The sequence below is a fragment of the Caloramator sp. CAR-1 genome (genome assembly GCF_030546345.1).
Classification (GTDB): Bacteria; Bacillota; Clostridia; order Clostridiales; family Caloramatoraceae; genus Caloramator; species Caloramator australicus.
Genome location: NZ_JAUONW010000044.1, coordinates 112,695 through 139,329 on the forward strand (window position 1 = coordinate 112,695; position 26,635 = coordinate 139,329).

The following is a 26,635-nucleotide window of genomic DNA, read 5'->3' on the forward strand; positions in this document are numbered from 1 at the left end:
GTAACATAATATTGAACATATGAACATATATTCATATAAGAGGTGATTGGATGGAAATAGAAAGATGTTCCTGCACAGTTGTTCATGAGGATGTTATTGAAAAAGTTAAGAATTTGATGCCGGAGGAAGAAAGATTATATGATGTAGCTGACCTATTTAAGGTTCTTGGTGATTCAACGAGGATAAAGATAATCTGTGCCCTTTTTGAATCTGAAATGTGTGTTTGCGATATTGCAGCTTTATTAAACATGAGCCAATCTGCGGTATCACATCAATTAAGAGTTTTAAAGGCTGCAAGGCTTGTGAAGTTTAGAAAGGAAGGTAAGGTTGTTTATTATTCTCTTGATGATGAACATGTAAAGATGATTTTTGATTTGGGATTGTCGCATATTGGTGAAGAATAGGGGGGTTTTTTTTGAGAAAGGAATTTATTTTATATGGACTTGGATGTGCCAATTGTGCATCGAAGATGGAAGGAAAAATTAGACAGTTAAACGGTGTTAAGGATGCTTCTATAGATTTTGTAAATAAAACCCTTGCGATTGATATAGATACAGATAATTATGAAATAATATTCGATGAAATTGAAAGGATAATTTTGTCGATAGAGCCTGATATTATAATAAAAGAAAAGACTATAAAGAGAATGTTAAATAAAACCCTAATCTTAGTTGGGCTTAACTGTGCTAATTGTGCTGCTAAGATTGAAAAGGATGTAAAAAACATATATGGAGTTAAGGATGCTTCTATTAATATAAGTTCTCAAAAGCTAATACTTACTATAGATGATGAGAAAAACTGGGAGGATATTTTGTCCCAAATAAAATTAATCGTCAATAAATACGAACCTGATGTTAAAGTTGAAGAAAAGGAAATTAAGGTTAAAACCAATTTGAATAGAGAGACTATATTTATCGTATTGGGAACCACTTTGTTTTTATTGGCATTTTTATTTGAGAATAGTTTAAGACAAGTATTGTTCATTTTGTCTTATGTAATTATAGGATATGATATATTGCTAAAGGCAGTTAAAAATATAAAAAATGGACAAGTTTTTGATGAAAATTTTCTAATGTCAATTGCAACCATAGGTGCCTTTATAATTGGTGAGATGCCCGAAGCGGTTTCCGTAATGCTTTTTTACAAAGTTGGTGAAACGCTTCAAGATTTAGCCGTTGAAAGGTCAAGAAAATCAATAAAAGCGCTTTTAGATATAAGACCTGACTATGCAAATTTAATGGTTGGGCATGAATTAAAAAGGGTTAATCCTGATGATGTTAAAATAGGGGATATTATCGTTGTTAAAGCTGGAGAGAAGGTTCCCCTTGATGGAATAATTATAGCAGGGAATTCAAGCTTAGATACATCTGCCCTTACAGGAGAGTCAGTTTTAAAGGATGTTGCTGTAGGAGATGAGGTTTTAGCGGGGTTTATAAATAAGAGCGGGGTATTGAAGATAAAAGTAACTAAAGAATTTAAGGCATCTCAAGTTAATAAAATTTTAGAGCTTGTAGAGGGAGCAAATAGAAGAAAGGCTAAAACTGAAAATTTTATAACCAAATTTGCGAGGGTTTATACTCCGATAGTAGTTTTATTAGCCCTTTTAATAGCATGTGTGCCACCGATAATACTAAGACAGCCCTTTTCTCCTTGGATATATAGAGCTTTAATTTTCCTTGTAGTATCCTGCCCATGTGCCTTAGTTATTTCAATTCCCCTTGGATTTTTTGGAGGAATTGGTGCAGCATCAAAAAATGGGATTTTGGTAAAGGGAAGCAACTATCTTGAAGCTTTAAATTATGTCAATATGGCAGTTTTTGATAAGACTGGGACACTAACTAAGGGAAAGCTTAGGATAAAAAATATAATGTCAGAAGGTGGAATTGATAAAGTTAAGGTTTTGGAATATGCAGCCTATGCAGAATTTTATTCTAATCATCCTATCGCACAATGTATTTTAAAAGAATATGGGGACATAGATAAGTCGAGAATAAAGGAACACAAGGAAATATCAGGATTTGGAATAGAGGCAAGGATAGACGATAATGAGGTTTTGGTTGGAAACGCAAAACTTATGATAGATAGAGGAATTAATATAAGGGAAGATTACGATGTGGGAACTAAGGTTTATGTAGCTGTAGATGGTAAATTTATAGGATGCATAGTTATTGAAGATGAAATTAAAGAGGACGCAAAGATGACAATTGATTTCCTTAAGAAGATGGGTGTTAGAACAGTAATGCTTACAGGAGACCACAAAGATGTAGCATCAGATGTTGCAGAAAAGCTTGCCCTTGATGACTATTATTATGGTCTTTTGCCTGATCAAAAGGTGGAAAAACTTGAGGAGCTAGAAATTCAAAAGGAAAATGGAAAAATAATTTTCGTAGGAGATGGGATTAACGATGCACCGGTTATAGCAAGAGCAGATATAGGCATTGCGATGGGAGCTTTAGGCCAAGATGCTGCTATTGAAGCTGCAGATATAGTTATTATGAACGATCAGATTAAAAATATTTTAACTGCCATGAATATAGCGAAAAAGACTAAAAAAATAGTATGGCAAAACATTTATCTTGCTTTATTTGTCAAGATACTCGTTATGATTATAGCATCCTTTGGAATAGCAAACATGTGGGAGGCAGTTTTTGCAGATGTTGGAGTAGCCCTTTTAGCGGTTTTAAACTCAATAAGAATAACAAGAGGATAGTTTTAATGCTATCCTCTTGCTTCTAGTAGATCAAGAATGTTTTCAAACTTAAATTCTAATAGTATTTCTTTTTTGATAACATCCCTTAGTATTCTTTCTACTGATTTATCGAGGGTTATCATGTCCTGTAAGGATGGGCAATTTCTGCTTCCTAAAAGCTCTTGAATCTTTTCTGCCTCTGCATTCATTATAGCAGCTAAGCTAAATTCTTCAAGTGCAATTGAAGCTAAAAGAAGATTTATAACGTCATTGTCCCTTAAGTTTATTGTAGGACTAATATCTGGTATATTAGGCATTCCCATTGCTATCCCCCCTTAGTATTATGATATGAAGGGATAGCTAAAAGAGTTAATAAAAAAAGCCAAGCTTTTAGCTTGGCTTTTGGCAGGGGCAGAGGGACTCGAACCCCCAACCAACGGTTTTGGAGACCGCTACTCTACCAATTGAGCTATACCCCTAAGACAATATATATTATATATTGATTTTAAATAAAAATCAATAGGAAATTAATTAATTTTGTGACCGCAGTAAGGACAATATTTGTAATTGGTGTCAATCTCTGCTAAACAGTATGGGCATTTTTTAAGATACCCATAATCAAAGTTTAGTTCTGTTAGTTCATTATCATTGATTATAGGCTCTTTTTGTCTTTCAAGTTCCTTGCCATAATCCATTGAAATTTCAAATATTGACTCGCAGCATCTAGAAATCAAAAAATATCTAATATTCCACTTAAAAATAGGAATAAAGAAAAAATGAAACATATTATATTGCTTAATGAGTTTGTAAGAAGACATTCGGCCACATTTTTTACAAATTACATTACTAACTTCTTTTACCTCATACTGCTTTGTTTCTATTCCAAATATGCCTATAAAAAACATGTTCATACCTCCCTTGAGGCTGTCTATTAATATTATAGCATAATTTTTATTGATGAATAAATTTAGGACTGATATACTAAAAATAAAAAATTTTAAAGGGGGATGTTTATGGATTGCGTTTCAAAAAATCTTAAGGGCTGCACGTGCACATATACGTCATGTTCAAGAAGGGGAAAATGCTGTGAATGTGTTGCCTATCATAGAAGTAAAGGCGAGATCCCAGGATGCTTTTTTACTAAAGAGGGGGAAGCTACTTGGGATAGATCGATTAGGAATTTTATAAAGGATAGAGGAAAATAAGAGCCCTCTATTAAAGAGGGCTCTTTTTTATATAATTATTTTATTGCAGAGAGAACGTTTAGAAGATACTTCCACATTCTTTGAACTGACGATATGCTCATGTGTTCTTCTGGAGTATGAACGTCATAGAGGTTTGGCCCAAAGGAGATCATATCTGCACCACCAAGTTTTTCTCCTAAAAGACCACATTCAACTCCTGCATGGATAGCATAAATTTCTGGTTCTTTTCCAAACATTTCTTTATATACATCTATCATTATTTCTCTAATCTTGCTGTTTGGATTATACTGCCATTCTGGATAATCTGAATCTGCTATAAGCTCAATTCCAAGAACCTTTGCAACTGTTTTTGCCTCTTCTAATATAGCATATTTTAAGCTTCTTACTGAGCTTCTTACAGCACTTTCAAATCTTACTGTATTTCCTTCTGTTGCAACAACACCAAGGTTTGTTGAGCTTTCAACAAGCCCTTCGATGTGCATCGACATAGTTTTGATTCCATTTGGAATTAGCATAAGAGCTGCAATTGCCTTTTCCTTTGTTTCCTTTGAAAATACCTTTTCAACCTTTGCAGAATATTTGTTCAATGAAACTGATATTGAAGGGTCAGATGCACTTAATTCATTCTTTAATATAGCATCCCATTCCTTTATTTTAGCTTCAAGTTTTTCTATATCTTTTTCATCTATTAAAATTACAGCATCGCATTCCCTTGGGATTGCATTCATCTTTGAACCGCCGTTTATTTCAGCAAGTTCAAATTCAATATTATTTAAAAGATCATTTAAGATTCTGCCCATTATCTTATTTGAGTTTCCTCTTCCTTTATCTATTTCCATACCAGAGTGTCCGCCCTTAAGTCCTCTAATGCTTATTACATATGGGCTTAAATTTTGTGGAGCATTAATCCAATCTATATTTAAAATGTGTCTTGTTCTAACTCCACCTGCACAGCTAACAAGAAGCTTCCCTTCCTCTTCTGAGTCCATGTTTATTAATATTCTTCCCTTTAAAAGTGAACCATCAAGGGCCATAGCACCGCCCATTCCAGTTTCCTCTTCAACAGTTAATAAAACTTCAAGGGGAGGATGTGGAATATCCTTAGATGCAAGGATTGCTAAGGCATAGGCCATTGCAATTCCGTTATCTGCACCAAGGGTAGTTCCTGTTGCGTATATGTAATCTCCCTCTATCCTTAGTTTTAAAGGATCCTTTTCAAAGTCATGGACAGTATCCTTGTTCTTTTCGCAAACCATGTCCATGTGTCCCTGCAAAATTACAGTTGGAGCATTTTCATATCCCTTTGTTCCTGGCTTTTTGATGATTATGTTGTTTGTCTTATCTTGGATTACTTCTAAATTGTGTTCCTTTGCAAAATTAACAAGCCAGTCGCTTATAGCCTTTTCGTTGCCTGAGCCATGGGGTATTTTTGTGATTTCTTCAAAATAATAGAATACTTCCTTGGGTTCTAGATGGGATAAAACTGACATAAAATTCACCTCACAAAAAAGTTTTCACAATATTTATTATAAATCTTTATCATCTTTAGTGTAAATATCTTTTGATTTATATAAAATTATGCTGAGGATAAATCTTACTAAAAGATCTAGTGCCATAACTATCCAAATATATATTATTCCTAATTTTAGATATTTAGATACCAATATAACTCCCGGTATTCTAATTCCCCAAAGCCCTATTAGCGCAATAAGCATGGTTACTTGAGTAAACCCTGCGCCCCTTAGGGCTCCTAAAAATACCATAGACATGTTTTGAGGAACTTGAACAAGCCCCATTATGAATAAATATAGGGCACCGATTTCTATGATGTTTTTGCTGTTTGTTAGAAGTCCCATTATCTGTTTTGGGAAGAAAACTAAAAGGATTGTAGATATACTTGTAATTAATATGGAACCCTTTAGTATTTCTTTGAAATATATTTTAGCATCCTCTATATTTTTAGCGCCTATTGCCTGCCCAATAAAAGATGTTGCAGCAACTCCAAAACCTATGGCAGGCATATAGGAGATGGACTCAGCCTGAAGGCCGACTTGGTATGCAGCAAGGGCTGTTTCTCCAAAGGATAGGATAAGCCTTGTAAGTATTATTGCTGCAACCTGCCATGATATAGATTCAAAGGAGGATGGGGTCCCTAAAAAATATATCCTTTTTATAAGATTTGCTTCAAATGAAGGCTTGAAATTAAATAGTTTATTTTTCTTAATTAATAAAAATAATCCTAATAAAGATGCCAATATGTAAGAAGTAACATAGGATATTCCTGCCCCTACAAGGCCAAGTTTAGGGAATCTAAATTTTCCGAAGATTAAAAGATAACTAAATATAATATTTAATATGTTCATGGAAAAGGTTACATACATAGGGGTTTTTGCATTCCCCATTCCTTGAAATATCCCGGCTGTTAAGAGCATTAGAACTATAAAGGGAATACTAAAGGAGGTTATCTTAAGATATAGGTTGGCAGAGGATAATAGGGTAGGTTTAGGATTAAATATTAAAAGAAGTGCTTTTGAATTAAAAAAAACTAATATGAAAAATAATAACGATAAAAGGATTGAACTTATAATTCCTTGAAGGATTGTTTTGTTTAGTTTTTCAGTGTTTTTTGCTCCAAAATATTGTGCAACTAATATAGTAACTCCAGTTGCTATTCCCTTAAAAAGGGCCCAGATAAATTGAATTATTCTATTTGATATTCCAATTGCACTTATAGATATTTCGTCAATTCTACCTATCATAGCCATAGATATAAGTCCGGCGGTCATTTGAAGGATATTTTCTATCGTAATAGGAAGTATCATAGAAATTATTTTTCTTCTTATTTCTTTTATTTTCATATTGTTCCCCACCCTTTGTAGATAAATTGCCAAAAATACAGTATAATTATAATATAATTTAACAAAAATTAATACAATTAAATTTTTTAGGGGGATGAAATTTGAGAAATAAATCTTATTTTGTGATTTCTATTTTTAATTTAGTTCTTTTGGTAATACCATTGATAATTGAAAAACCAATAAAAATTATAAAGGGACTTGTTGACATTATTAAAGAATCAGATATTTTAATTACGGATTACATTGCGGTTGGGGGGATTGAAGGAGCCTTTTTTAACGCTGGACTTGTTGGACTTGCAGTTTTGACATTATACAGAATAAATAGGCTTCAGATAAATGGAGGATTAATTGCTGCCTATTTTACAACGGTGGGCTTTTCGCTTTTTGGTAAAAATATAGTAAATATTTGGCCGACTATATTGGGAGTTTTTTTGTATTCATTGTATCAGAGAGAAAGTTTTAAAAACTATATTCTAATTGCTTTATTTGGAACCACATTATCACCAGCTGTTGTTCAGCTTGCCTTTTTAAATATATTGGGTAAAGCCTTTAGCATATCTTTAGGAATATTAATAGCTGTATTTATAGGATTTTGCCTTCCGCCTCTTGCAAAGTTTTCACTAAAACTTCATCAGGGATATTGCCTTTATAATATGGGACTTGCCGGGGGGCTTATGGCTACCATGATGATGTCAAAATTTAGGGCCTTTGGTATAGATTTTGAGAGAAAGCTCATTTTATCTACAGGTAATAACTTTAAATTTACTCTATTGTTTTCAGCAATATTTATTGCCTTTATTATCTATGGGTTTTTAAATGAAAGGAAGGTAATAGAAAAATATAAGCTGCTCTCAAAAACTACAGGAAGACTTTATAGCGATTACTTTAATGACTTTGGAGAAGGTATAACCTTTATAAATATGGGAATGTTAGGTCTAATTTTCATTATTTATGTTCTTTTGATAAGAGGGGAAATAACTGGACCTGCAATTGGTGCAATTTTAACTATTGTTGGTTTTGGGGCTCTAGGGAAACACCTCGTTAATACTTTACCAGTTCTATTAGGGACGGTGATTTCTTCAGTATTGAATATATGGGAATTAAATTCCCAGTCGATAATACTTGCGTCGTTATTTGGAACTAACCTTGCACCTATTGCAGGAGAATTTGGTTGGTTTTTTGGAATAATAGCTGGTTTTTTCCATGTTTCGGTTGTAATGAACATGAGCTATTTACATGGGGGTTTAAATCTTTATAACAATGGTTTTGCAGGAGGGATTGTCGCTATTGTTTTAGTTCCAATTTTTTCAGCAATTTTAAGAAAAAATGTTGAGTATAAATATTAGTAAAATTTAACTTTAAAATGATGGAAATCCACAGGAATTGTATAAAAATAATATGTAAATACTAATACAGTAAGGTTATTGAAACCTTGCTGTATTTTTATGCAAATATTATACAAAATTATTTTATTGAATTATTTGAATATTTATAAATTTAATAAGATTTTTAAAGTATATAAAAGAAAATAGGATTAAGCGGCAGCATGTAACACATAATTTTAAAATTTGACATAAATTGATATCATTTAAAATTTTTTAACATTTTTATTTATTATACAATAGATGTATAATGAATATGTAATTAAAACAGCCTAGGAGGAATTGGAATGAAGCATTTTATAAATGTAACTTCTGAAATAGGGAGGCTAAAAAGGGTTCTTCTTCATAGACCTGGCCAAGAAGTTGAAAATTTAGTTCCAGAGTATCTTGGTAGGCTTTTGTTTGATGATATTCCTTATCTAAAAATTGCTCAACAGGAGCATGACAAATTTGCTCAGGTTTTAAGGGAAAACGGTGCTGAGGTTGTTTATCTTGAGGAATTGTCGGCAGAAGTTTTAGAGGACGAAAAGGTTAAATTAGAGTTTTTAAAAGAGTTTTTAGAAGAGAGCGGAATTACATCGCCATCTTTAAAAGAAAGCCTTATTGAGTATTTAAGCAAAATGCCAGCAAGGCAAATGGTAGATAAAATAATGGCTGGCGTTAGGAAAAATGAAATAGAAGTTAAAGAACCAACATCTTTAGTTGAGCTTATGGCGGACGATTATCCATTTTATCTTGATCCTATGCCAAACCTTTATTTTACAAGGGATCCTGGTGCTTCAATTGGAAACGGCATTACATTAAACAGAATGAGGACAGAAGCAAGAAGAAGGGAAACTTTATTTTTAAAATATATAATAAAATACCATAAATCCTTTGAAGGAATACCTCTTTGGTATGATAGGTCAATGCCCTATGCTATAGAGGGTGGAGACGAGCTTGTTTTATCCGACAAGGTTGTTGCAATAGGCTGCAGTGAAAGAACTTCAGCTGAGGCAATTGAAATGGTTGCAAGAAACCTTTTTAACGCTAATACTTCCTTTGAGAAGGTTTTGGTATTTGAAATTCCAAAATGTAGAGCATTTATGCATCTTGATACTGTATTTACTATGGTTGATTATGATAAGTTTACGATACACCCTGGAGTTCAAGGACCTCTTAGCGTTTATGAGGTAACTAAGGGTGCTAATAATACGATTAAATTTAAGCACAACACAAGCCCTTTAAATAAAATACTTGCAGAAGCACTAAATCTTTCATCCGTTGAGCTTATTCAATGTGGTGGTGGAGACTTTATAATTGCAGGAAGGGAGCAATGGAACGATGGTTCTAATACACTTGCAATTGCACCGGGTGTTGTTGTAACATATGAAAGGAACTATGTTACAAATGAAATACTAACTAAAAGGGGCATAAAGGTTATTACAATACCTAGCTCCGAATTATCAAGGGGACGTGGCGGCCCAAGATGTATGAGTATGCCACTTTATAGAGAAAAATTATAATAAAAAAGGAGGAATTTAAAATGCCAGTAAATTTAAAAGGAAGAAGCTTTTTAACTCTTAAGGACTTTACTCCACTAGAAATCAGATACCTTCTTGATTTATCCCATGACCTTAAGGCAAAGAAAAGAGCAGGAATAAGACAAAATCTTTTAGAAGGAAAGAACATAGTTCTATTATTTGAAAAGACATCAACAAGAACAAGATGTGCCTTTGAAGTTGCAGCACTTGATGAAGGTGCACATGTTACTTTCCTTGGTGCAAATGACTCACAAATGGGTAAAAAAGAATCACTTGAAGATACTGCAAAGGTTCTTGGAAGATACTATGATGGAATCGAATTTAGAGGATTTAAACAGGAAACCGTTGAACTTCTTGCTAAATACTCAGGAGTTCCTGTATGGAATGGTTTAACTGATATCGACCATCCAACACAAGTTCTTGCAGACCTTATGACAATCGAAGAGCATGTTGCAAAGCCACTTAACAAGGTTAAGATGGTTTTCGTTGGAGACACTAGAAACAACATGGCTTATGCCCTAATGTATGGTGCTGCAAAGATGGGAATGCACTATGTTCTTTTAGGGCCACAAGAATTATGGCCAGATTCAAAGGTTGTTGAAGAAATGAAGGAAGTTGCAAAGGAAACAGGAGCAAAGATTGAAGTTACAGACAACATAGATGAGGCTGTAAAGGGAGCAGATGTAATCTACACTGACGTTTGGGTATCAATGGGCGAAGAAGATCAAATGCCAGAAAGAGTAAGACTTTTAACTAAGTATAGAGTAAATATGGATATGATTAAAAAGACTGAAAATCCAGATGTAATCTTCATGCACTGCTTACCATCCTTCCACGACTTTGAAACAAAGGTTGCAAAGGAAGCCAAGGAAAGAGGACTTGACGTAAGAGAAGTTGAAGATGAAGTGTTTAGAAGCAGACATTCAGTTGTATTTGACGAAGCTGAAAACAGATTACACACAATAAAGGCTGTTATGGTAGCTACACTATAATAAAAGGGGCAGCATAGCTGCCCTTAAATTAAATAAGGAGTCGATATTATGAGCGACAGAAAACTTGGTTTAGGACTATTAGTTCTTCTTGGAATTGGTTCGATGATTGGAGGAGGAATATTTAACAGTCCAACAGACCTTATATCAACATCAAATCCGCAGGCAACTATTTTGGCTTGGTTAATAGGAGGAATAGGGGTTATTTCTCTTGCCATTGTGTTTCAACTTCTTTCAAATAAAAGACCAGAATTAAAGGGTGGAATTTATTCCTATGCTAAAGCTGGTTTTGGTGACTTTGTTGGATTTAATTCGGCATGGGGATATTGGCTTTCAGCATTTTTAGGGAATGTGGCGTTTTTTGTTTTGATATTTAAAACGGTTAACAGCCTATTAGGTGAAGGTAGACAGTTGCCACCATTTGTTTCGTTTTTACTTGCTTCTTTGATTCTTTGGCTTGTTCACTATCTTCAGACTAAAGGAACAAAATCTGCCGGCGTAGCTAATGCTATAGTTACGGTTGCAAAACTCTTACCACTTGTTTTGGTTATAATGTTTGGAATATTCGCATTCAAATCAGATATTTTTTTAGTTGCAGAATGGAAAACAAAGCTTGCTTCCACTGGTGAAGCAACTACGATTTTAAATCAGATAAAAGGAGCAATGGGCACTATACTTTGGTGCTTTATTGGAGTAGAAGCTGCTGTTGTCTTATCTGAAAGAGCTGAATCACCCAAAATAGTAGGGAAAGCCACAGTTTTAAGCTTATTAATTACGCTTCTTATATATGTAGCTATTTCAACTATTGCGATGGGTGTTATTTCTGCAAAGGAACTTGCTGAAGCCGGAACGCCTTTAGCGGATGTTTTATCAAAAACTTTAATTGGACCTGCCGGAGCATATATAGTAAAAATAGGGCTTATAGTGTCAATACTTGGTGCTTTGATTAGCTGGGTTATGTTAGCAGCAGAGATACCCTACGTTGCTGCAAAGGATGGAGTTATGCCAAAATGGTTTTCTAAGGAGAATGAAAAGGGTGTTCCTATTAATTCTCTTATAATAACTAATTTGGTAACGCAATTGTTTTTGGTAGCCTTACTATCAGATAAGCTTCAAAATGCATACTATGCTGTATTTTATATGGCAACCACATGTATACTTTTACCCTATCTTTTTTCAGCTTTATATGCTTTGAAGGTTATAAAAGAAGATAAACTAAAAGGGACAGATTTAATTATTGCTTTAATAGCTACAGTTTATTCTTTATATGTTATATATGCTGTAGGACTTGTTTATCTTGCAGCAGCCTTTATAATGTATGCTTTAGGTTTAATAGTTTATTATTTTGCTAAAAAGGAGAAAGGATTAAAGTTTACAACTTCTGAGAAAGTTATAAGTCTTTTAATAGCTTTAATTGCTATTTATATGATAGTTCAAATTGCTTTAGGAAAAATTAAACTATAAAGGAGAGGAGTTTATTTATGGCAAGAATAGTTGTTGCATTAGGGGGAAATGCTCTTCAAGCAAATCCAAAGGATATATCAGCAGAAGCACAACTTCAAACAGCACACCACACTGCAAAGGCTATAGTTGACCTTATCGAAGATGGCCACGAAGTTATAATCGCCCATGGAAATGGTCCACAAGTTGGACAAATTGTTGCAACTTATGAAATGGCAAACTCAGTAAATGAAAACAACCCTATTATGCCCTTCCCAGAATGCGGTGCAATGAGCCAAGGATATATAGGATACCATCTACAACAGGCTATAAGAGAAGAAATGGTTAGAAGAAATATAAATAAGAGCATTGCTGCGATCGTAACTCAAGTTGTAGTTGATAAAAACGATCCAGGCTTTAAAAACCCAACAAAGCCAGTAGGTTCCTTCTTTACAGAAGAACAGGCTAAAAAGCTTATGGCTGAAAAGGGCTATGTTATGAAGGAGGATGCTGGAAGAGGTTGGAGAAGAGTTGTTCCATCACCAATGCCAATAGATGTTGTTGAAAAGGAAATCGTAAAGACACTTGTTGAAGCAGGACATGTTGTTATAACTGTTGGAGGTGGCGGTGTTCCAGTTATTCAAAAGGAAGATGGAGCACTAGAAGGTGTTGCGGCAGTTATAGATAAAGACCTTGCTTCAGAAAAGATAGCAGAAATTCTTGATGCAGATGAGCTTATCATTCTTACTGCTGTTGAAAAGGTTGCAATTAACTTTAATAAACCAGACCAAAGAGACCTTGATACAATGACAGTTGAGGAAGCTAAGAAGTATATGGAGGAAGGCCATTTTGCTCCAGGTTCAATGCTTCCAAAGGTTAAAGCCGCTGTTATGTTTGCTGAATCAAAGGAAGGAAGAAAGGCTGTAATAACATCCCTTGAAAAGGCAAGGGAGGCACTAAAAGGATTAACTGGAACAGTAGTTACAAGATAATCAAAGTGGGTTGTCTTCTAGACACCCACTTTTTGAATATAAGTCCTGTTAGGACTTTTTCTCTTTTTTTATATTATCCTCAATCAAATCCGCCATTTCCTTTGGTATAGTGTTATCCTCCTTTAATTTTCTAAGGGCTAAAAGTCCTAAAAGCTGAAATAGAGAGGTGTATTTCCCTATATCTATTATGGTTTGATTTTGTTTTTTTACAGAGTCCGCATCTTTTTGAACGATTAACGTCCATCCTGTGTCATTAACGTTAAAGTAACATCCGTAAACATCTATCCCCCTATAATCTTTATAAGGTAGAGTCTTTGAAAAGTCTATGCTTGTTTTTACTCTTTGAAGGTCAATTTTAAGGTTACCTACAGCATCTGGAAGGTATCTTGAATCGGTAAGGAAAAGCCCGTTTTTATCTACTATAAAGGATTCTATAGTTTCGTCCTTTTCTATTGATTTCATAAGATCGTTTAAATATTCAAGGTCTATCCTTGCACATATAGCACCAATGGAGTTGTCTTCGCTAAATATCGGAACTGCGATATCAATATAAAGCTTGTTATTAACCTTTGTAACCTCCGACATTTTTTCAACTCCGCTCAGGGCATTTTTAATTACAAAGGAATTTAAAAACTCTTTTTTATTGGCTGCATATCCATAGAGTATTTCATTTTTAGAATTTATAACATATATTTCCCTGTAGGCGGGTTTATTAAATTTCATGTATTCTATTATTTTTGATAATTCATTTATGTTTAAGTTTTGAAAGGCACTTAATTGTGCAAGGGCGTTAAGATCATATAAAAATTCGTTTATCCAGTCTATAACTGAAACAAGCTGTCTTCTTCCAAGTATCTCTAAAGTTTTTGCAACTCCTTCTATGCTTGTATTCATGTTTATTCGATAGAAGGAAGCACTGGTAAATAATGTTGGAATGATGGATATTACAAGAAGCAAAATATATCTTAAAATTTTACAATTCTTTTTAATAAATTTCATACAAACCACCTCTTAATATATTGTATTGTTATGCTTCACCGTTTGACATAAAGGGACATAAAAAATATAATTTAAGTAATGTAAAAAGATAATAGAGGGATGGAAATGGACCAAATTCAAAAGCATTTTAATAAAAAGGAAAAGATATATGGGCAATACTTTACACCTTTAGAAATTTCAAATTTTATTGTTGAAAGATGTTTATATTACCTTGGAAGAGAAATTAGTAACATAAAGGCCATAGACCCAGCCTGTGGTGATGGGAGCTTTTTAACTTCTCTAAATGATAAGGGGATTTTAAATTTTGAGGGATATGACATCGATGAGGAGGTTTTTAATTTATTAGCCCTTGATTTTATCGATAGGGTAAAAATATTTAACGCCTTAACTTTAGATAAAAGCGAAGAATACGATATGGCTGTTGGGAATCCTCCCTTTTCTTCAAAATATAATAGGGTTAGGGATAAAAACATCTTAAATAGATTTAAGTTAGGAAGGGGTAAGAATTCTCAAGCAATTGAAGTGCTATTTTTGGAAAAATTTATTGACTTTTTAAAGCCCAATGGAGTTTTGGGGATAATACTGCCCTTAGGTGTAGCAGGTGCTTCAAATCTTCAGGATGTTAGGGACTTTTTAAATAAAAAAATTCAGCTTAAAGAGATTCTTTATCTTGAACCAGGTATTTTTAAAAATAATGCATCGACTATCATAATAATTGGGATAAAAAGGGATAATCCCAACAACGATATATGTAAATTTGGACTTATCACTAAATTAAACCCAATAGAAGTAAAATATATTGAAAAAGCACTAGATATTAATAACATAAATCCCTTTTATTATTTCTATGATGAAGATAGCGATGGAGTAAAGTTTATAGATCTAATTGATGAAGCCTTTTCAGGAAAGGGATTTTATAAAGAAGAAAGAAAGGAACGGATCACGACTGAAAGGACTGACAAAATTTACATAACTGCAAAAAATGTTGGATGGGGAACTTTTTTAGAGGATAATATTTTATATTTTAAAGGTGAAATAAATGAAAAATATATTCTTCAAAAAGGCGATATAGTATTTTGCAGAGTTGGACAGGGAACTATGGGAAGGTGTATAGTTATAGATGAAATAACAAAGGGAAGTATTGCCGATGATTGGTTTCATATTATAAGGCCTAAGAATAAAGAATATAGCATAGCCCTTTGTGCATACTTTTTAACTAAAAATTTTAAGGAGAAAATAAAAAGGCGCTGTATAGGGACGGGAACACCAAATATATCAAAACAAAAGCTTTTAGATATAAAAATCCCTTGGAGTAAAATTATTAAAATATATGATAAGAACAAGGATAAAAACATAATAGAATTATCAAAGATAATGGAAGAGGAATTAACATAAAGGATTTTTGTCTTTTATGTAGAATAATATATTAGGGGGGGTATTGTGGCAAAAAGTATTATAAATCCTACTATTACTATTGAGGAGGGCAAGATTCATATTAATTTTTTTCTGAAAAACAATGCTTCTAAAATACGATTAAAGGAAAGAAGAAATTACATGGGGGAGAGGTTTTTACGGCCCGATGAAGCCTTAAAGGTTGATAGTGCATATGTAGAATGGCAGATTGGATATGATACAAAGGTAAAAAAAGATGGTGACTATAAAGTTCAACATTTAGAAGGGGATAATTACCTTTACATTAGGGAAAGAAACGGGCAAAGGGTAAAAAAGTATCCTGCAGAGCTTATGGTGATTATAAAATATGCACTGGATTTAGGCTTTTTAAGGACTTCTGATATAGAAAGGATTATCAACCTAACAGAAGAAATTTATGAAAGCAAAAATTATCTTGATAATTTCCCTATTTTAGGTGAAAAAACCGATATGGTTTTATTTGATGAATTTAAAATATTTAAAAGGATTCTTCCTTTAGCAATCCTTGAAGATAAAGACTATTTTATTGAAATGGAAAGAAAACAGATGCAGCTTGCAGCAGGATACCAAAGTATGATTTATGTCTGCCCATACTTTAAGATATTGAAAAAGAAGCAAGAAAATATTTATGCATGGATTGCTGATGAGAATAATATTAATATATTTGAGAAGGTTTTAATATCCTTTGCCTTAGCTTCAGAGCAGCATAATAAGGATATAAGGGAGCTTTTGGAGATTATTTTGAAGAATATATAAGCTTGCTTCACGAGCTTATATTTTTAACAATACAGAAAAGGTTTTCTAAAGGGGGATTATTATGAGTGTCACATTAAAAGAAATAAGTTACAAAAGTTTAGGACGATGCCTTGAGCTTTCAAACGAAAAGTGCGATCTTTTAGTAACTTTAGATGTTGGGCCAAGGATTATAAGGTTTGGTTTTAAGGGAAGAGAGAATTTATTTTGTGAAAACACAGAGTTTAAAGTAAAGTCTGGGGATGAATATTGGTATATATATGGAGGCCATAGGCTATGGCATTCTCCAGAGGCAAACCCAAGAACCTATTATCCAGATAATTACCCTGTTGATTATGAGAAAATAGAAGGCGGAATTAAGGTTTCAGTTTATGAAAAATGGAGACAAGTTATTAAAGAGATGGAGATAATTTTAGATGAAATTGAAAGCAAGGTAAAGGTTGTCCATAGGATTATAAATAAAAACGCATGGGATATCGAACTTTCAGTTTGGGCCCTTACTGTTATGGACAAAGGAGGAGTTGAGATAATTCCTGTTAACACTAAGGATACAGAACTTTTACCTAATATGAATATAGCAATATGGCCATATACAAGGCTAAACGATAAAAGAGTTACCTGGGGAGAAAAATATATAACTATAAGGCAGGATGAAAATGCTATTGTTCCCTTTAAAATAGGATTAAACAACCAATCTGGATGGGCAGCATATATAAACCATGGAGTAACCTTTGTAAAAAGATATCAACATGTAGAAGAAGAAGCTTACCCTGATTTTGGAGTATCCTACGAAACATATACAAACAACTTTATGCTTGAGATGGAAACATTATCGCCTTTAAAAAGGATAAAACCCGATGAATATATAGAACATATTGAAGAATGGGAAATTTTTGATGGAGAATTATATAGCATAATTGACAAATAATAGGATAGTGGTTTATAATGATAATAGAAAACGTTTTCTAATATAGGTTAGACAAAATATCATATATGCTTGCAATTATTAGGCTAAAAATTTTGCAAAGCTCTATAAGATGAAAATATAAATTATGTGAGTTAGATAGGAGGGGTAGGATGTCGGAATTAAGATGGAATCCTCTTTTAAAAACATGGACAATGGTTGCTTCAAATAGACAAGCACGTCCAAACATGCCAAAGGATTGGTGCCCCTTTTGTCCAGGTTCAGGAAGGGTTCCTGAGCATTATGATGTTTTAAAATATGATAACGACTTTCCAGCACTAAAGCTTAATCCGGATAAACCCGATGTTGAGGGTTCGGAGCTTTATCGTGTAGCTGAAAATTATGGAAAATGTGAAGTAATACTTTATTCTCCTGAGCACACTAAAACACTGCCTGAGCTTTCGGTAGAGCATATATATAAGCTTGTTAACCTTTGGACTGAAAGATTTAGGGAGATTTCTAAAGATGAGAAAATAAAGTATATTTTTGAGTTTGAAAACAGAGGGGAAGAGGTGGGAGTTACCATGCCCCATCCCCATGGACAGCTTTATGCATACCCCTTTGTTCCACTAAAGCTAAAGGTTGAACTTGATAGTTGTAAGGAATACTACTTTGAAAAAGGTAAATGCATGATTTGCCAGATGAATGAAGAGGAAACTGACTTTAAGGAAAGGATAATTTACGAGAATGATAGTTTTTTAGCCTATATTCCCTTCTTTACTGACTATCCCTACGGCGTTTTTATAGTAAGCAAAGCCCATAAAGGAAACTTTACTGAGTTTACAGATAAAGAAAAATGGGACCTTGCAGAGATGTTAAAGAATATAACCGGGGCCTTTGATTCCTTATTTGATAGACTCTTCCCCTACATGATGTGTATTCATCAAACGCCTGTTAATTCAGAGGAATACAAGGACTCAGAAAAGTATTATCACTTCCATATAGAGTTCTATCCTCCCCTTAGGGATAAGGATAAATTAAAGTTTTATGCTTCATCTGAAATGGGGGCATGGGCAGCAGCAAACACTATGGCTGTTGAGGAGGCTGCAGAAAATTTAAGAAGGGCCCTTGAAAAATTCATTGGCAGCAAAAAGGAGTGAGTTTCTTGGACAAGTCACTTTTAAAGGAAGGATTTGAGAAAAACTTTGGGACAAGAGGTGATATTCAATATTTTTTCTCACCGGGAAGAGTTAACTTAATTGGTGAGCATATAGACTATAACGGCGGATTAGTTTTCCCCTGTGCCCTTTCTATTGGGATATATGCTGCTGTTGGATATAGGGAGGATAAAAAAGTAAGATTGGTTTCAAAAAACATGGTTAACAAAGTAGAATTTACTTTAAATGATATTCAGTTCAAGGAAGAGGATGGATGGGGAAACTACCCCAAGGGAGTTATTAAATACATTCAAGAAGAGGGATATAATCTTAAAGGTGCTGATATATACCTAGAATCCACTTTGCCGGACGGAGCTGGCCTTTCAAGTTCAGCAGCATTAGAGGTTTTAACTGGCTATATAATGTTATATCCAATATTGGGGGATAAAATAGATAGAGTTTGGCTATCTTTAATCTGTCAAAGGGCGGAAAATGAATTTATAGGTGTAAATTGCGGCATTATGGATCAATTTTCTGTGGCTATGGGTAAAAGGGATCATGCTATACTCCTTGATTGTAACACGTTAGAATATGAATATGTTCCTGTGGATTTAAAGGGGTATACATTAGTAATAATGAATACAAATAAAAAAAGGGAATTATCTGAGTCAAAATACAACGAAAGAAGATATGAATGTGAGATGGCTTTAAAACATATAAATGATTATAAGAAAATAGAAAACCTTTGCTATGCTACTTTAGAAGATTTAGGGCTTTTAAAGGATAACCTTTTAAAAACAAGGGCAAGACATGTTATAACTGAAAATCAAAGAGTAAAAGAGGCGATTAAGTTTTTGAAGGGTGGTAATATAAAAGAATTTGGGAAACTTCTTGTAAAATCCCATGAATCATTAAAAAATGATTATGAGGTAACTGGACTGCATTTAGATACGATAGTTGAAGCAGCATTAAAATTTGAAGGCTGCATAGGTGCAAGAATGACCGGAGCAGGCTTTGGTGGATGTGGGATAGCAATTGTGGAAAACAAATTGTTGGAGGAATTTATTAAAGAGGTAGAAGTAAAATATAAAGAAATAACAAATATATCTCCAAGTTTCTATATAAGCCGAATAGATGATGGAGTTAAAATGCTTTTTTAAAAATATAAAAACAGACTTTAAAAATGTAATAGAATAAATATTAATAAATAGCTAAAATATTATTGAAATTTAATTGTCTATAATATAAAATTATTATAGAAAAGGTTTTCTAAAAAACGTTTTCTTAAGGGGGGATGGTTTAAATTTTATAAAAACTTTTGAAAAAATAAAATTTTAGGGGGGTCTATATGAAAAAAGTATCTGCTTTTCTTCTAGTATTAACATTGTTAGTTTCGCTTTTCTCAGGCTGTTCAAAATCAACAAGTAATAAACCAACAGAGTTTAAGAACGTTCAATTAGAATTTTGGAACGGATTTACTGGACCTGATGGGAAGGGTATGCAAAAGATTATAGATCAATTTAACAAAGAGTATGAAGGAAAGATCAATGTAAAAACTCAAGTTATGCAATGGGGACAATATTATGATAAAATTATTACATCAGTTACAAGCGGTAAAGCACCAGATATTGGTATAATGCACGTTGATACATTGCCTAAATATGCAAAGAAGGGTGTTATAATTCCGCTTGATGAGCTCGCAGCGAAACTAGATCTTAAAGAATCAGATTTTATCAAAGCTGTTTGGGACGCAGGGATTTATGAAGGAAAACGTTATGGAATACCTTTAGATGTGCATCCACTTGGACTTTACTATAATGTTGACCTATTAAAACAAGCAGGATTTGATCATCCGCCAACAAATATGGAAGAATTTTTAACTATGGCAAAGGCAATGACTAAAGACACAGATGGTGATGGAAAAATTGACCAATGGGGATTTGCAATGCCTACATTATGGCCAAGTCATCAAATATATTGGACAGTTCTTCATCAATTCGGTGGAAAAGCAACCAGTGATGACGGAACAGAACCACTTTATACATCACAGGAAGCAATCGATGCACTACAATTTTTAGCAGATACTGTATTTAAATATCAAATTTCTCCTAAGAACATAACACAGGATGGCGAAGTTACATTATTTAAACAAGGTAAACTTGGCTTTCATTTAAACGGAATTTGGATGATTGCTGGTTTCGAAGAACAACAGGGATTGAATTTTGCAACAGCACTAGTTCCACAATGGGGTAAACAAAAAGCAGTTTGGGCAGGATCCCATCAATTTGTAATATTCAAACAAAAGGAGCAGGATCCAGTTAAGCTTGAAGCTGCTATGACATTTATTGATTATATAACAAAGCATAGTATTGAATGGGCAAGGGCAGGTCAAGTTCCTGCTAGAAATTCAGTAAGAGAAAGTGACGAATTTAAGTCATTAAAGCATCAAATGGGCTTTGCACAGCAGGCTGATTATCTTGTATTCCCAGTGTCATCGCCATATTTCCCAGATGCTTGGGGACCAAGTGGAGAAGCTGTAACAAATGTAATATTAGGAAAGGACACACCAGCTTCAGCATTGCAAAAAGCTGCTGATAAAGCACGAAAACAGGTTCAAGCAAATAAAGAATAAAGGAGGCTTTTTGCCTCCTTTTCTAGAAAAGAGGTGGCAGGATGAATAAAAATTTGCAAAAAATTGAGCCCTATTTATTTATACTTCCTCAGTTTATATTTTTTATTGTGTTTATGATTTTACCAACTGGACTTGGAATATGGATTAGTTTAAATAAATGGGATTACTTGACCAAACCTAAATTTGTTGGCCTAAAAAATTATATTGATTTATTTAAACCTGATACAATTGATTATCTAGAGTTTTGGAATGCCTTTGGCAACACATTTAAATTTGTTATATTCAGTGTTCCGCCGCTGATTATTATTGCATTAGCTTTAGCACTTCTTGTAAATTCACCAAATCTTAAGTTTAGAAATTTTTTTAGAGGTGTTTTTTATGCCTCAAATGTTTTATCGGTTTCGTGTGTTGGACTTATTTGGCTATGGATGCTAGATACAAATGCAGGTTTAGTAAATTACTATTTAGAAAAATTGGGTATTGGAAGAATACCATGGCTTGCAGAATTACCTTGGGCATGGATTTCTCTTGTTGCTATGACCGTCTGGTGGATAATAGGTGGTAATATGATATTATTTTTAGCAGGTCTTCAAGATATTCCACAGACGCTGTATGAAGCTGCTGATATAGATGGCGCAAGCGGTTGGCAGAAATTTTGGTATGTAACATTGCCAGGGTTAAAAAGACCTTTATTATTTATAGTTATAATGACTACTTTAGCACAATTTAATATATTTGGTCAGCCCTATATGGTTACAAGGGGTGGCCCAGGAAATGCGACGAAAGTTCTTTTAATGTATATTAGAGATGTAGCCTTTGGCCAATATAGAATGGGTTCAGCCTCAGCTATGGCTATAATGATGGGACTAGTGATGATTGTATTTAGTATTATCCAATATAAACTGCTGTCTCCAAAGGAATAGAGGTGATTGTTGTGCAAAAGTTAGAAACAGGTAAAACAGCTAAAATTAATTTTACGAAAAGCTATAAAAATAAAAAACAATTAGAAAAAATTTTATTATTTTCTGTAGCAGTTATACTAGCTACATTTTGGCTTCTTCCTTTGCTTTGGATTGTATCAACTGCTTTTAAGCCAGAAAGCGATGTAATTGATCCGATTGTAAGATGGATACCTAAAAGAGTAACTTTGGATAATTTTAGAATAATATTTAGTGATAAAGAAAATGCTCCAATTTTAAGATGGTTTTTTAATAGCTTATTCATAGCTTTATCGCATACAATTTTAATATTATTGTTTGACTCCCTTGCTGCGTTTGCTTATGCAAGATTAAAATTTAAATATAAAGAAACCATTTATTGGACAATGATGGCTACTATGATGATTCCGGGGGTTATAAATTTTATTCCTGCATATGTAATTGTAGATAAATTAGGTTGGATAGATACTCCTGCAGCTATGATTTTTCCGGGTTTAGGAGGAGTGTTTGGAGTATTTTTATTGAGGCAATTTTTTGAGGGAATTCCTAAAGATTTAGACGAAGCAGCATTAATTGATGGTGCAAGTTATTTTACAATATATTTTAGAATAATTCTTCCACTATCTAAACCTGCTCTAATGACTTTAGCTGTATTTACATTTATGGGTAATTGGAATGACTTTTTGTGGCCTATTTTAGTTACAAATGACGCAGCTAATAGAACTTTACCTGCAGGACTTGCTATATTCCAAGGAACATATATTCATAATTATGGAATATTAATGGCTGGTGCATTAATTTCAGCTGTTCCACCTATATTATTATTCTTATTAGGACAAAAATATTTTGTTAAAGGTATTGCATTAAGTGGGCTTAAGGAGTAATCCATAGGAGTGATGTATTTGAAAAGAATACTATTAGGGTTAATTATTATTTTTTCTTTTTCATTAGCATTTTATATTAAATTAGATAAGAATATCGATGTTAATAATGAATTGTATTTTTCTGTCCCAACATATAAAAATCCTGTATATGTTCCAGATGGTGCAAGTGTTATAAATATAGCAGATCCAACTATTATAAAATACAACGGAGAATATTATCTTTATGGGACTTCAGATATCCCTGGGTTTAATGTATTTCACTCACGAGATCTTGTGAATTGGGAATACAAAGGAGTTGCTTATTCTGGCCCTCCTTCGAACGGAATATTTGAAGGAGTATGGAACATTGATTGGTTTTGGGCTCCAGCTATCCACTATGAGAATGGAAAATTTTATTTATACTACTCTGCAGGAGACCCATCAAAGGGAGCAGAAAGTAGAAATATAGGGGTTGCCATTTCTGATAATCCCTTAGGACCCTTTAGAGATTATGAAAATAATCCAATTGTTACAGATATAAATTCTATAGATGGGTTTGTTTTTGTTGATGAAGATGGTGAAAAATATTTTTACTACAATCAAGTAGGTGGAGGCTTTAATGGAATTGCTGTAAGACACATGAAGGATCCATTTAGTTTTGATACAGAAGAAACTAGGGTTATAAGCATATCTGAACCTTGGGAAGAAGTTATAAATGAAGGACCAGTAATTCTTAAAAAAAATGGTAAGTATTATCTCATGTATTCTGGAGGAAATTACGCAGATAAATCCTATGCGGTTGGATATGCAACGGCTGATAAACCTATTAGCAATCTTGGTATGGCAGACAACTTAACGTGGAAAAAGTATGAGAAAAACCCAATAATGAAGACAAATGAAAGTGCAATAAGCCCGGGACATAATGATATTACCTTTGCACCTAATAACGTTTGTTATTATATTGTTTACCACACTAAAAGATATGAGGAAACAGGGCCTCAAAGGCAATTAGCAATAGATAGGCTATATTTCAATTATGATAAACTTTTTACCTATGGACCGACTGCGGATAATAGACCTATACCTGAAAAACCAGATTTTCAAGACTGGTTTGATGGTAAGGAAGAAAAAGTTAAAGAACCTTGGAGGATAATAAAGGGTGAATTTTTAATAAAGGAAAATGAGCTTATTTCAAATTCCAATGACGGTTTTATAGTCAATGATAAAGTTAATTCTAACAGCTATGTTTATGAAGTTAATATGAAAATAAATAGTTATAATAAAAATTCAAAAGCAGGATTTGTATCTTCCTATTTGGATGAAAATAATAACGTTGCCGTTACATTAGATCCATATAATAAAAAGATTATTTTAAAATATGTCTATCAAGGAAAAGAAAAAATTATAGAAAAGAAGTTAAAAGATAATTTTAAAGAAGATACCTATCATCAATATTTGCTTTATAAGAATGGCAATCTAATAAAGCTTTATATAGATAAAGTTTTATATTTTACAGAAAGGATTAATATAAACAATGGCAATATAGGGTTATTCTTTGAAAAAACTGATGTTACCTATGATGGAATAGCATATACTACTTATTTTGAAGATAATTTCGATAACGATACGGGATTATTTTCTGATCTTAAAATACTGAACGGTGAACTTTTAATAGAAAAGGGTAAGGAAAAGATAGTAAATGAAGATCTTACAAATTATGAGATGGGTTTTGACTTTAGATATGAAGAAAATAAGAAACATAAATTTTTTGTTAGTTATATTGATAATAAAAATTATATTGGAGTTTCAGTAAAGGATGATAATATAATTATTGAAAAAGCTATTAATGGAAGAATATACAATAAAAGGTTTAGAGTAAAAGATTTATTTAAAGAAAAATTAAATTTGCGGGAGTATCATAGTTTAAGAGTTGTTAAGATTAATGAAGTTTTAGGATTATATTTAGATGGAGTTGAAATATGCAAAATAGATTGGAACATATCAAAATCGCATATTGGAATAAATAGTTTAGATAGTATTGTTTATCTTGATAATTTTTATATCTTAAAATTAAATTTCTAAAGAAGGGATGGGCTAGAATGAACATACCTAGAAATGAGTATCCTAGACCAAATTTTAAAAGAAACAATTGGATTAATTTAAATGGTGAATGGGATTTCGAATTTGATGATGCTAATTTAGGTGAAAAAGAAAAGTGGTTTTTAGGGAAGCAATTTTCAAGAAAAATTCTGGTGCCTTTCTGTTATCAGAGCAAATTATCCGGAATAGGGGATAGAAGTGTTCACGATATAGTTTGGTATCATAGGAAAATAAATATTAATAAAAATGATAAAAGAATTTTCATAAACTTTGGAGCTGTTGATTATTTTACTAAACTTTATATTAATGGAAATTTTGTAGGAAGTCATAAAGGAGGACATATTGCATTTAGATTTGATATTACTGACTTTTTAAATGATGGTGAAAATGATTTGTATCTCAGAGTAGAAGATAGAAGCTTTGACTGCACACAACCAAGGGGTAAACAAACATGGAAGGTAGATAATTTTGCCTGTTGGTATACAAGAACAACAGGAATATGGCAAACTGTTTGGTTAGAAAATTTAGATGATTTTCATTTAGAAAGGGTAAAGATAACTACAGATATAGATAATAGAACAATTGAAGTAGAAGCCTATTTTAATAACATTTTAGAAAATGGCCTTTTAGAAGTTGAAATATCGTTTGAAGGTAAAAAGATTAAGAAGTTTTGGACGGAAATTAAACAAAAAAGAGAAAAATTTATTTTAGATGTTTGTGATGATAATGCTCAATTTAAAATTTATTATTGGAGTCCGGAGGAACCAAAACTATATGATATAAAATTTAGAATTATTCATAATGGAAATATTAAGGATGAAGTTGAGAGTTATTTTGGAATGAGAAAAATAAGCATAAGAGATGGTAAAATACTTCTTAATAACAAGGAGTATTATCAAAAACTTATACTTGATCAAGGCTATTATGGAGATGGACTTTTAACTGCACCAAGCGACGAATGGTTCGTAGAAGATATCAAAAAAATAAAAGATATGGGATTTAACGGTTTAAGAAAACATCAAAAGATTGAAGATCAAAGATTTTTATATTATTGTGATAAATATGGCCTTTTGGTTTGGGCAGAAATGCCATCAACTTATGAATTTAACGATATAGCTATAGAAAACATTATTTATGAATGGCAGGAAGCTGTTAAGCAACAGTATAATCACCCGTGTATAATAACTTGGACCCTTTTGAATGAGTCTTGGGGTGTAAATGAAATTTATAATAATAAAAAACAACAAAGCCTTGCAAATGCATTGTATTTTTATATTAAAGCATTAGATTCTTCAAGACTTTTAATTTCTAATGATGGTTGGGAACATACTATAAGCGACATTTTAACAATACATGATTATATTGAAGATGGAGAGATTTTTAGAAAGCTATATTTAGAGAAAGAAAAGATTGTCAACGGAGCAGCATCGATTATAAATCCCAAATTTAATTTTGCTGAAGGGTATAAGTATGAAGGACAACCTGTATTGCTTAGTGAATATGGAGGAATAGCTTTTTCAAATGTGGAAGGTTGGGGTTATGGTAATAAGGTTAGAACAGAAGAAGAATTCCTGGAAAGATTTAAGAAAATAACACATGCTATAATGGATATCCCTTATATTTGTGGGTTCTGCTATACTCAACTTACTGATGTAGAACAAGAAATGAATGGTTTAATGGATTGGTATCATAAAATGAAATTTGATCCAGAGAAGATTAAAAAAATAATAAATGGTTAGCACCTGGCATCTCCCAGGTGAATTTTTTAAGGAGGGACAAA

General features: G+C 32.9%; 23 protein-coding genes and 1 tRNA gene. 18 read left to right on the forward strand and 6 right to left on the reverse strand.

The genetic code is table 11. The annotated features are described in order from the left end of the window. Window positions 1-50: 50 nt before the first annotated feature. Window positions 51-404, forward strand: a complete 354-nt coding sequence (locus Q3V94_RS12385; RefSeq protein ID WP_008908035.1) for a helix-turn-helix transcriptional regulator — start codon at window positions 51-53, stop codon at window positions 402-404. Between the two features lie 11 nt (window positions 405-415). Then, the gene (locus tag Q3V94_RS12390; protein WP_303528145.1) at window positions 416-2,710 is read left to right on the forward strand and encodes a heavy metal translocating P-type ATPase; all 2,295 of its coding nucleotides are present in this window, start codon (window positions 416-418) and stop codon (window positions 2,708-2,710) included. An 8-nt stretch (window positions 2,711-2,718) separates the two neighbouring features. On the opposite strand, the gene Q3V94_RS12395 is transcribed toward Q3V94_RS12390, so the two are convergent. From Q3V94_RS12395 to Q3V94_RS12405, 3 genes are all read right to left on the reverse strand, one after another. Then, complete coding sequence (locus Q3V94_RS12395; protein ID WP_303528148.1) at window positions 2,719-3,012, reverse strand: hypothetical protein; 294 nt, start codon at window positions 3,010-3,012, stop codon at window positions 2,719-2,721. An 80-nt stretch (window positions 3,013-3,092) separates the two neighbouring features. Next, window positions 3,093-3,168 (reverse strand) — tRNA-Trp (locus Q3V94_RS12400). 48 nt (window positions 3,169-3,216) lie between these two features. Continuing rightward, window positions 3,217-3,594 (reverse strand): zinc ribbon domain-containing protein, encoded by a 378-nt coding sequence (locus Q3V94_RS12405; RefSeq protein WP_303528149.1) that lies wholly within the window; start codon window positions 3,592-3,594, stop codon window positions 3,217-3,219. A 108-nt stretch (window positions 3,595-3,702) separates the two neighbouring features. On the opposite strand from Q3V94_RS12405, the gene Q3V94_RS12410 reads away from it, so the two are divergent. Then, window positions 3,703-3,894 carry a DUF6485 family protein gene (locus Q3V94_RS12410; protein WP_008908031.1) on the forward strand — a complete coding sequence of 64 codons (192 nt, stop codon included), beginning with the start codon at window positions 3,703-3,705 and terminating at the stop codon, window positions 3,892-3,894. Between the two features lie 35 nt (window positions 3,895-3,929). Here Q3V94_RS12410 and Q3V94_RS12415 read toward each other — a convergent pair whose 3' ends face one another. Together Q3V94_RS12415 and Q3V94_RS12420 are read right to left on the reverse strand one after the other, a co-directional pair. Then, window positions 3,930-5,384: an aminoacyl-histidine dipeptidase gene (locus tag Q3V94_RS12415; protein WP_303528155.1), complete on the reverse strand. Its 1,455-nt coding sequence runs from the start codon at window positions 5,382-5,384 to the stop codon at window positions 3,930-3,932. A gap of 36 nt (window positions 5,385-5,420) precedes the next feature. Further along, on the reverse strand, window positions 5,421-6,752 hold the full coding sequence (locus Q3V94_RS12420; RefSeq protein WP_008908029.1) for an MATE family efflux transporter: 1,332 nt from the start codon (window positions 6,750-6,752) through the stop codon (window positions 5,421-5,423). A gap of 101 nt (window positions 6,753-6,853) precedes the next feature. Here Q3V94_RS12420 and Q3V94_RS12425 point away from each other — a divergent pair, with 101 nt between their 5' ends. The 5 genes from Q3V94_RS12425 to arcC all read left to right on the forward strand — a co-directional run bounded on the left by Q3V94_RS12425 (window position 6,854) and on the right by arcC (window position 13,078). After that, window positions 6,854-8,098, forward strand: a complete 1,245-nt coding sequence (locus Q3V94_RS12425) for a DUF1576 domain-containing protein (protein ID WP_303528158.1) — start codon at window positions 6,854-6,856, stop codon at window positions 8,096-8,098. Between the two features lie 323 nt (window positions 8,099-8,421). Continuing rightward, the gene (gene arcA / locus Q3V94_RS12430) at window positions 8,422-9,639 is read left to right on the forward strand and encodes an arginine deiminase (RefSeq protein ID WP_008907964.1); all 1,218 of its coding nucleotides are present in this window, start codon (window positions 8,422-8,424) and stop codon (window positions 9,637-9,639) included. A gap of 20 nt (window positions 9,640-9,659) precedes the next feature. Continuing rightward, a complete protein-coding gene (gene argF, locus Q3V94_RS12435; RefSeq protein ID WP_008907963.1) occupies window positions 9,660-10,649 on the forward strand; it encodes an ornithine carbamoyltransferase in 990 nt (329 codons plus the stop codon). Window positions 10,650-10,697: 48 nt separating this feature from the next. Further along, window positions 10,698-12,110 carry a basic amino acid/polyamine antiporter gene (locus Q3V94_RS12440; RefSeq protein ID WP_303528159.1) on the forward strand — a complete coding sequence of 471 codons (1,413 nt, stop codon included), beginning with the start codon at window positions 10,698-10,700 and terminating at the stop codon, window positions 12,108-12,110. Between the two features lie 17 nt (window positions 12,111-12,127). Then, window positions 12,128-13,078 (forward strand): carbamate kinase, encoded by a 951-nt coding sequence (gene arcC / locus Q3V94_RS12445; RefSeq protein WP_303528161.1) that lies wholly within the window; start codon window positions 12,128-12,130, stop codon window positions 13,076-13,078. Window positions 13,079-13,126: 48 nt separating this feature from the next. Here the strand turns inward: arcC and Q3V94_RS12450 are convergent, their stop codons facing one another. Further along, window positions 13,127-14,077: a cache domain-containing protein gene (locus Q3V94_RS12450; RefSeq protein ID WP_303528163.1), complete on the reverse strand. Its 951-nt coding sequence runs from the start codon at window positions 14,075-14,077 to the stop codon at window positions 13,127-13,129. A 105-nt stretch (window positions 14,078-14,182) separates the two neighbouring features. Between Q3V94_RS12450 and Q3V94_RS12455 the strand changes: the two genes are divergently transcribed. From Q3V94_RS12455 to Q3V94_RS12500, 10 genes are all read left to right on the forward strand, one after another. After that, the gene (locus Q3V94_RS12455; protein WP_008907959.1) at window positions 14,183-15,472 is read left to right on the forward strand and encodes an N-6 DNA methylase; all 1,290 of its coding nucleotides are present in this window, start codon (window positions 14,183-14,185) and stop codon (window positions 15,470-15,472) included. Between the two features lie 45 nt (window positions 15,473-15,517). Then, window positions 15,518-16,264, forward strand: coding sequence for a hypothetical protein (locus tag Q3V94_RS12460; RefSeq protein WP_008907958.1), 747 nt, complete (start codon window positions 15,518-15,520; stop codon window positions 16,262-16,264). 61 nt (window positions 16,265-16,325) lie between these two features. After that, window positions 16,326-17,189: a hypothetical protein gene (locus Q3V94_RS12465; protein WP_303528168.1), complete on the forward strand. Its 864-nt coding sequence runs from the start codon at window positions 16,326-16,328 to the stop codon at window positions 17,187-17,189. 149 nt (window positions 17,190-17,338) lie between these two features. Beyond that, complete coding sequence (galT, locus tag Q3V94_RS12470) at window positions 17,339-18,325, forward strand: galactose-1-phosphate uridylyltransferase (RefSeq protein WP_008907956.1); 987 nt, start codon at window positions 17,339-17,341, stop codon at window positions 18,323-18,325. Window positions 18,326-18,330: 5 nt separating this feature from the next. Next, a complete protein-coding gene (locus Q3V94_RS12475; RefSeq protein ID WP_368506522.1) occupies window positions 18,331-19,482 on the forward strand; it encodes a galactokinase in 1,152 nt (383 codons plus the stop codon). Between the two features lie 188 nt (window positions 19,483-19,670). After that, window positions 19,671-20,954, forward strand: a complete 1,284-nt coding sequence (locus Q3V94_RS12480) for an ABC transporter substrate-binding protein (RefSeq protein ID WP_303528174.1) — start codon at window positions 19,671-19,673, stop codon at window positions 20,952-20,954. Window positions 20,955-20,995: 41 nt separating this feature from the next. Continuing rightward, window positions 20,996-21,877, forward strand: coding sequence for a carbohydrate ABC transporter permease (locus Q3V94_RS12485; protein WP_008907953.1), 882 nt, complete (start codon window positions 20,996-20,998; stop codon window positions 21,875-21,877). Window positions 21,878-21,888: 11 nt separating this feature from the next. Next, a complete protein-coding gene (locus Q3V94_RS12490) occupies window positions 21,889-22,776 on the forward strand; it encodes a carbohydrate ABC transporter permease (RefSeq protein WP_008907952.1) in 888 nt (295 codons plus the stop codon). An 18-nt stretch (window positions 22,777-22,794) separates the two neighbouring features. Then, entirely contained in the window at window positions 22,795-24,837 is a 2,043-nt protein-coding gene (locus Q3V94_RS12495) for a glycoside hydrolase family 43 protein (protein WP_008907951.1), read from the forward strand. Between the two features lie 17 nt (window positions 24,838-24,854). Continuing rightward, a complete protein-coding gene (locus tag Q3V94_RS12500; protein WP_303528179.1) occupies window positions 24,855-26,594 on the forward strand; it encodes a glycoside hydrolase family 2 protein in 1,740 nt (579 codons plus the stop codon). The last annotated feature ends 41 nt before the right edge of the window (window positions 26,595-26,635 follow it).

Excerpts from the sequence above, each read along its gene's own strand:
- Q3V94_RS12440 (WP_303528159.1), top strand. The coding sequence starts at position 10,698 with ATGAGCGACAGAAAACTTGGTTTAGGACTATTAGTTCTTCTTGGAATT.
- Q3V94_RS12385 (WP_008908035.1), top strand. The coding sequence starts at position 51 with ATGGAAATAGAAAGATGTTCCTGCACAGTTGTTCATGAGGATGTTATT.
- Q3V94_RS12405 (WP_303528149.1), bottom strand. The coding sequence starts at position 3,594 with ATGTTTTTTATAGGCATATTTGGAATAGAAACAAAGCAGTATGAGGTA.
- Q3V94_RS12465 (WP_303528168.1), top strand. The coding sequence starts at position 16,326 with ATGAGTGTCACATTAAAAGAAATAAGTTACAAAAGTTTAGGACGATGC.
- Q3V94_RS12420 (WP_008908029.1), bottom strand. The coding sequence starts at position 6,752 with ATGAAAATAAAAGAAATAAGAAGAAAAATAATTTCTATGATACTTCCT.
- arcA (WP_008907964.1), top strand. The coding sequence starts at position 8,422 with ATGAAGCATTTTATAAATGTAACTTCTGAAATAGGGAGGCTAAAAAGG.
- Q3V94_RS12415 (WP_303528155.1), bottom strand. The coding sequence starts at position 5,384 with ATGTCAGTTTTATCCCATCTAGAACCCAAGGAAGTATTCTATTATTTT.
- arcC (WP_303528161.1), top strand. The coding sequence starts at position 12,128 with ATGGCAAGAATAGTTGTTGCATTAGGGGGAAATGCTCTTCAAGCAAAT.
- Q3V94_RS12455 (WP_008907959.1), top strand. The coding sequence starts at position 14,183 with ATGGACCAAATTCAAAAGCATTTTAATAAAAAGGAAAAGATATATGGG.
- Q3V94_RS12450 (WP_303528163.1), bottom strand. The coding sequence starts at position 14,077 with ATGAAATTTATTAAAAAGAATTGTAAAATTTTAAGATATATTTTGCTT.
- Q3V94_RS12500 (WP_303528179.1), top strand. The coding sequence starts at position 24,855 with ATGAACATACCTAGAAATGAGTATCCTAGACCAAATTTTAAAAGAAAC.
- Q3V94_RS12395 (WP_303528148.1), bottom strand. The coding sequence starts at position 3,012 with ATGGGAATGCCTAATATACCAGATATTAGTCCTACAATAAACTTAAGG.
- Q3V94_RS12485 (WP_008907953.1), top strand. The coding sequence starts at position 20,996 with ATGAATAAAAATTTGCAAAAAATTGAGCCCTATTTATTTATACTTCCT.
- argF (WP_008907963.1), top strand. The coding sequence starts at position 9,660 with ATGCCAGTAAATTTAAAAGGAAGAAGCTTTTTAACTCTTAAGGACTTT.
- galT (WP_008907956.1), top strand. The coding sequence starts at position 17,339 with ATGTCGGAATTAAGATGGAATCCTCTTTTAAAAACATGGACAATGGTT.
- Q3V94_RS12410 (WP_008908031.1), top strand. The coding sequence starts at position 3,703 with ATGGATTGCGTTTCAAAAAATCTTAAGGGCTGCACGTGCACATATACG.
- Q3V94_RS12480 (WP_303528174.1), top strand. The coding sequence starts at position 19,671 with ATGAAAAAAGTATCTGCTTTTCTTCTAGTATTAACATTGTTAGTTTCG.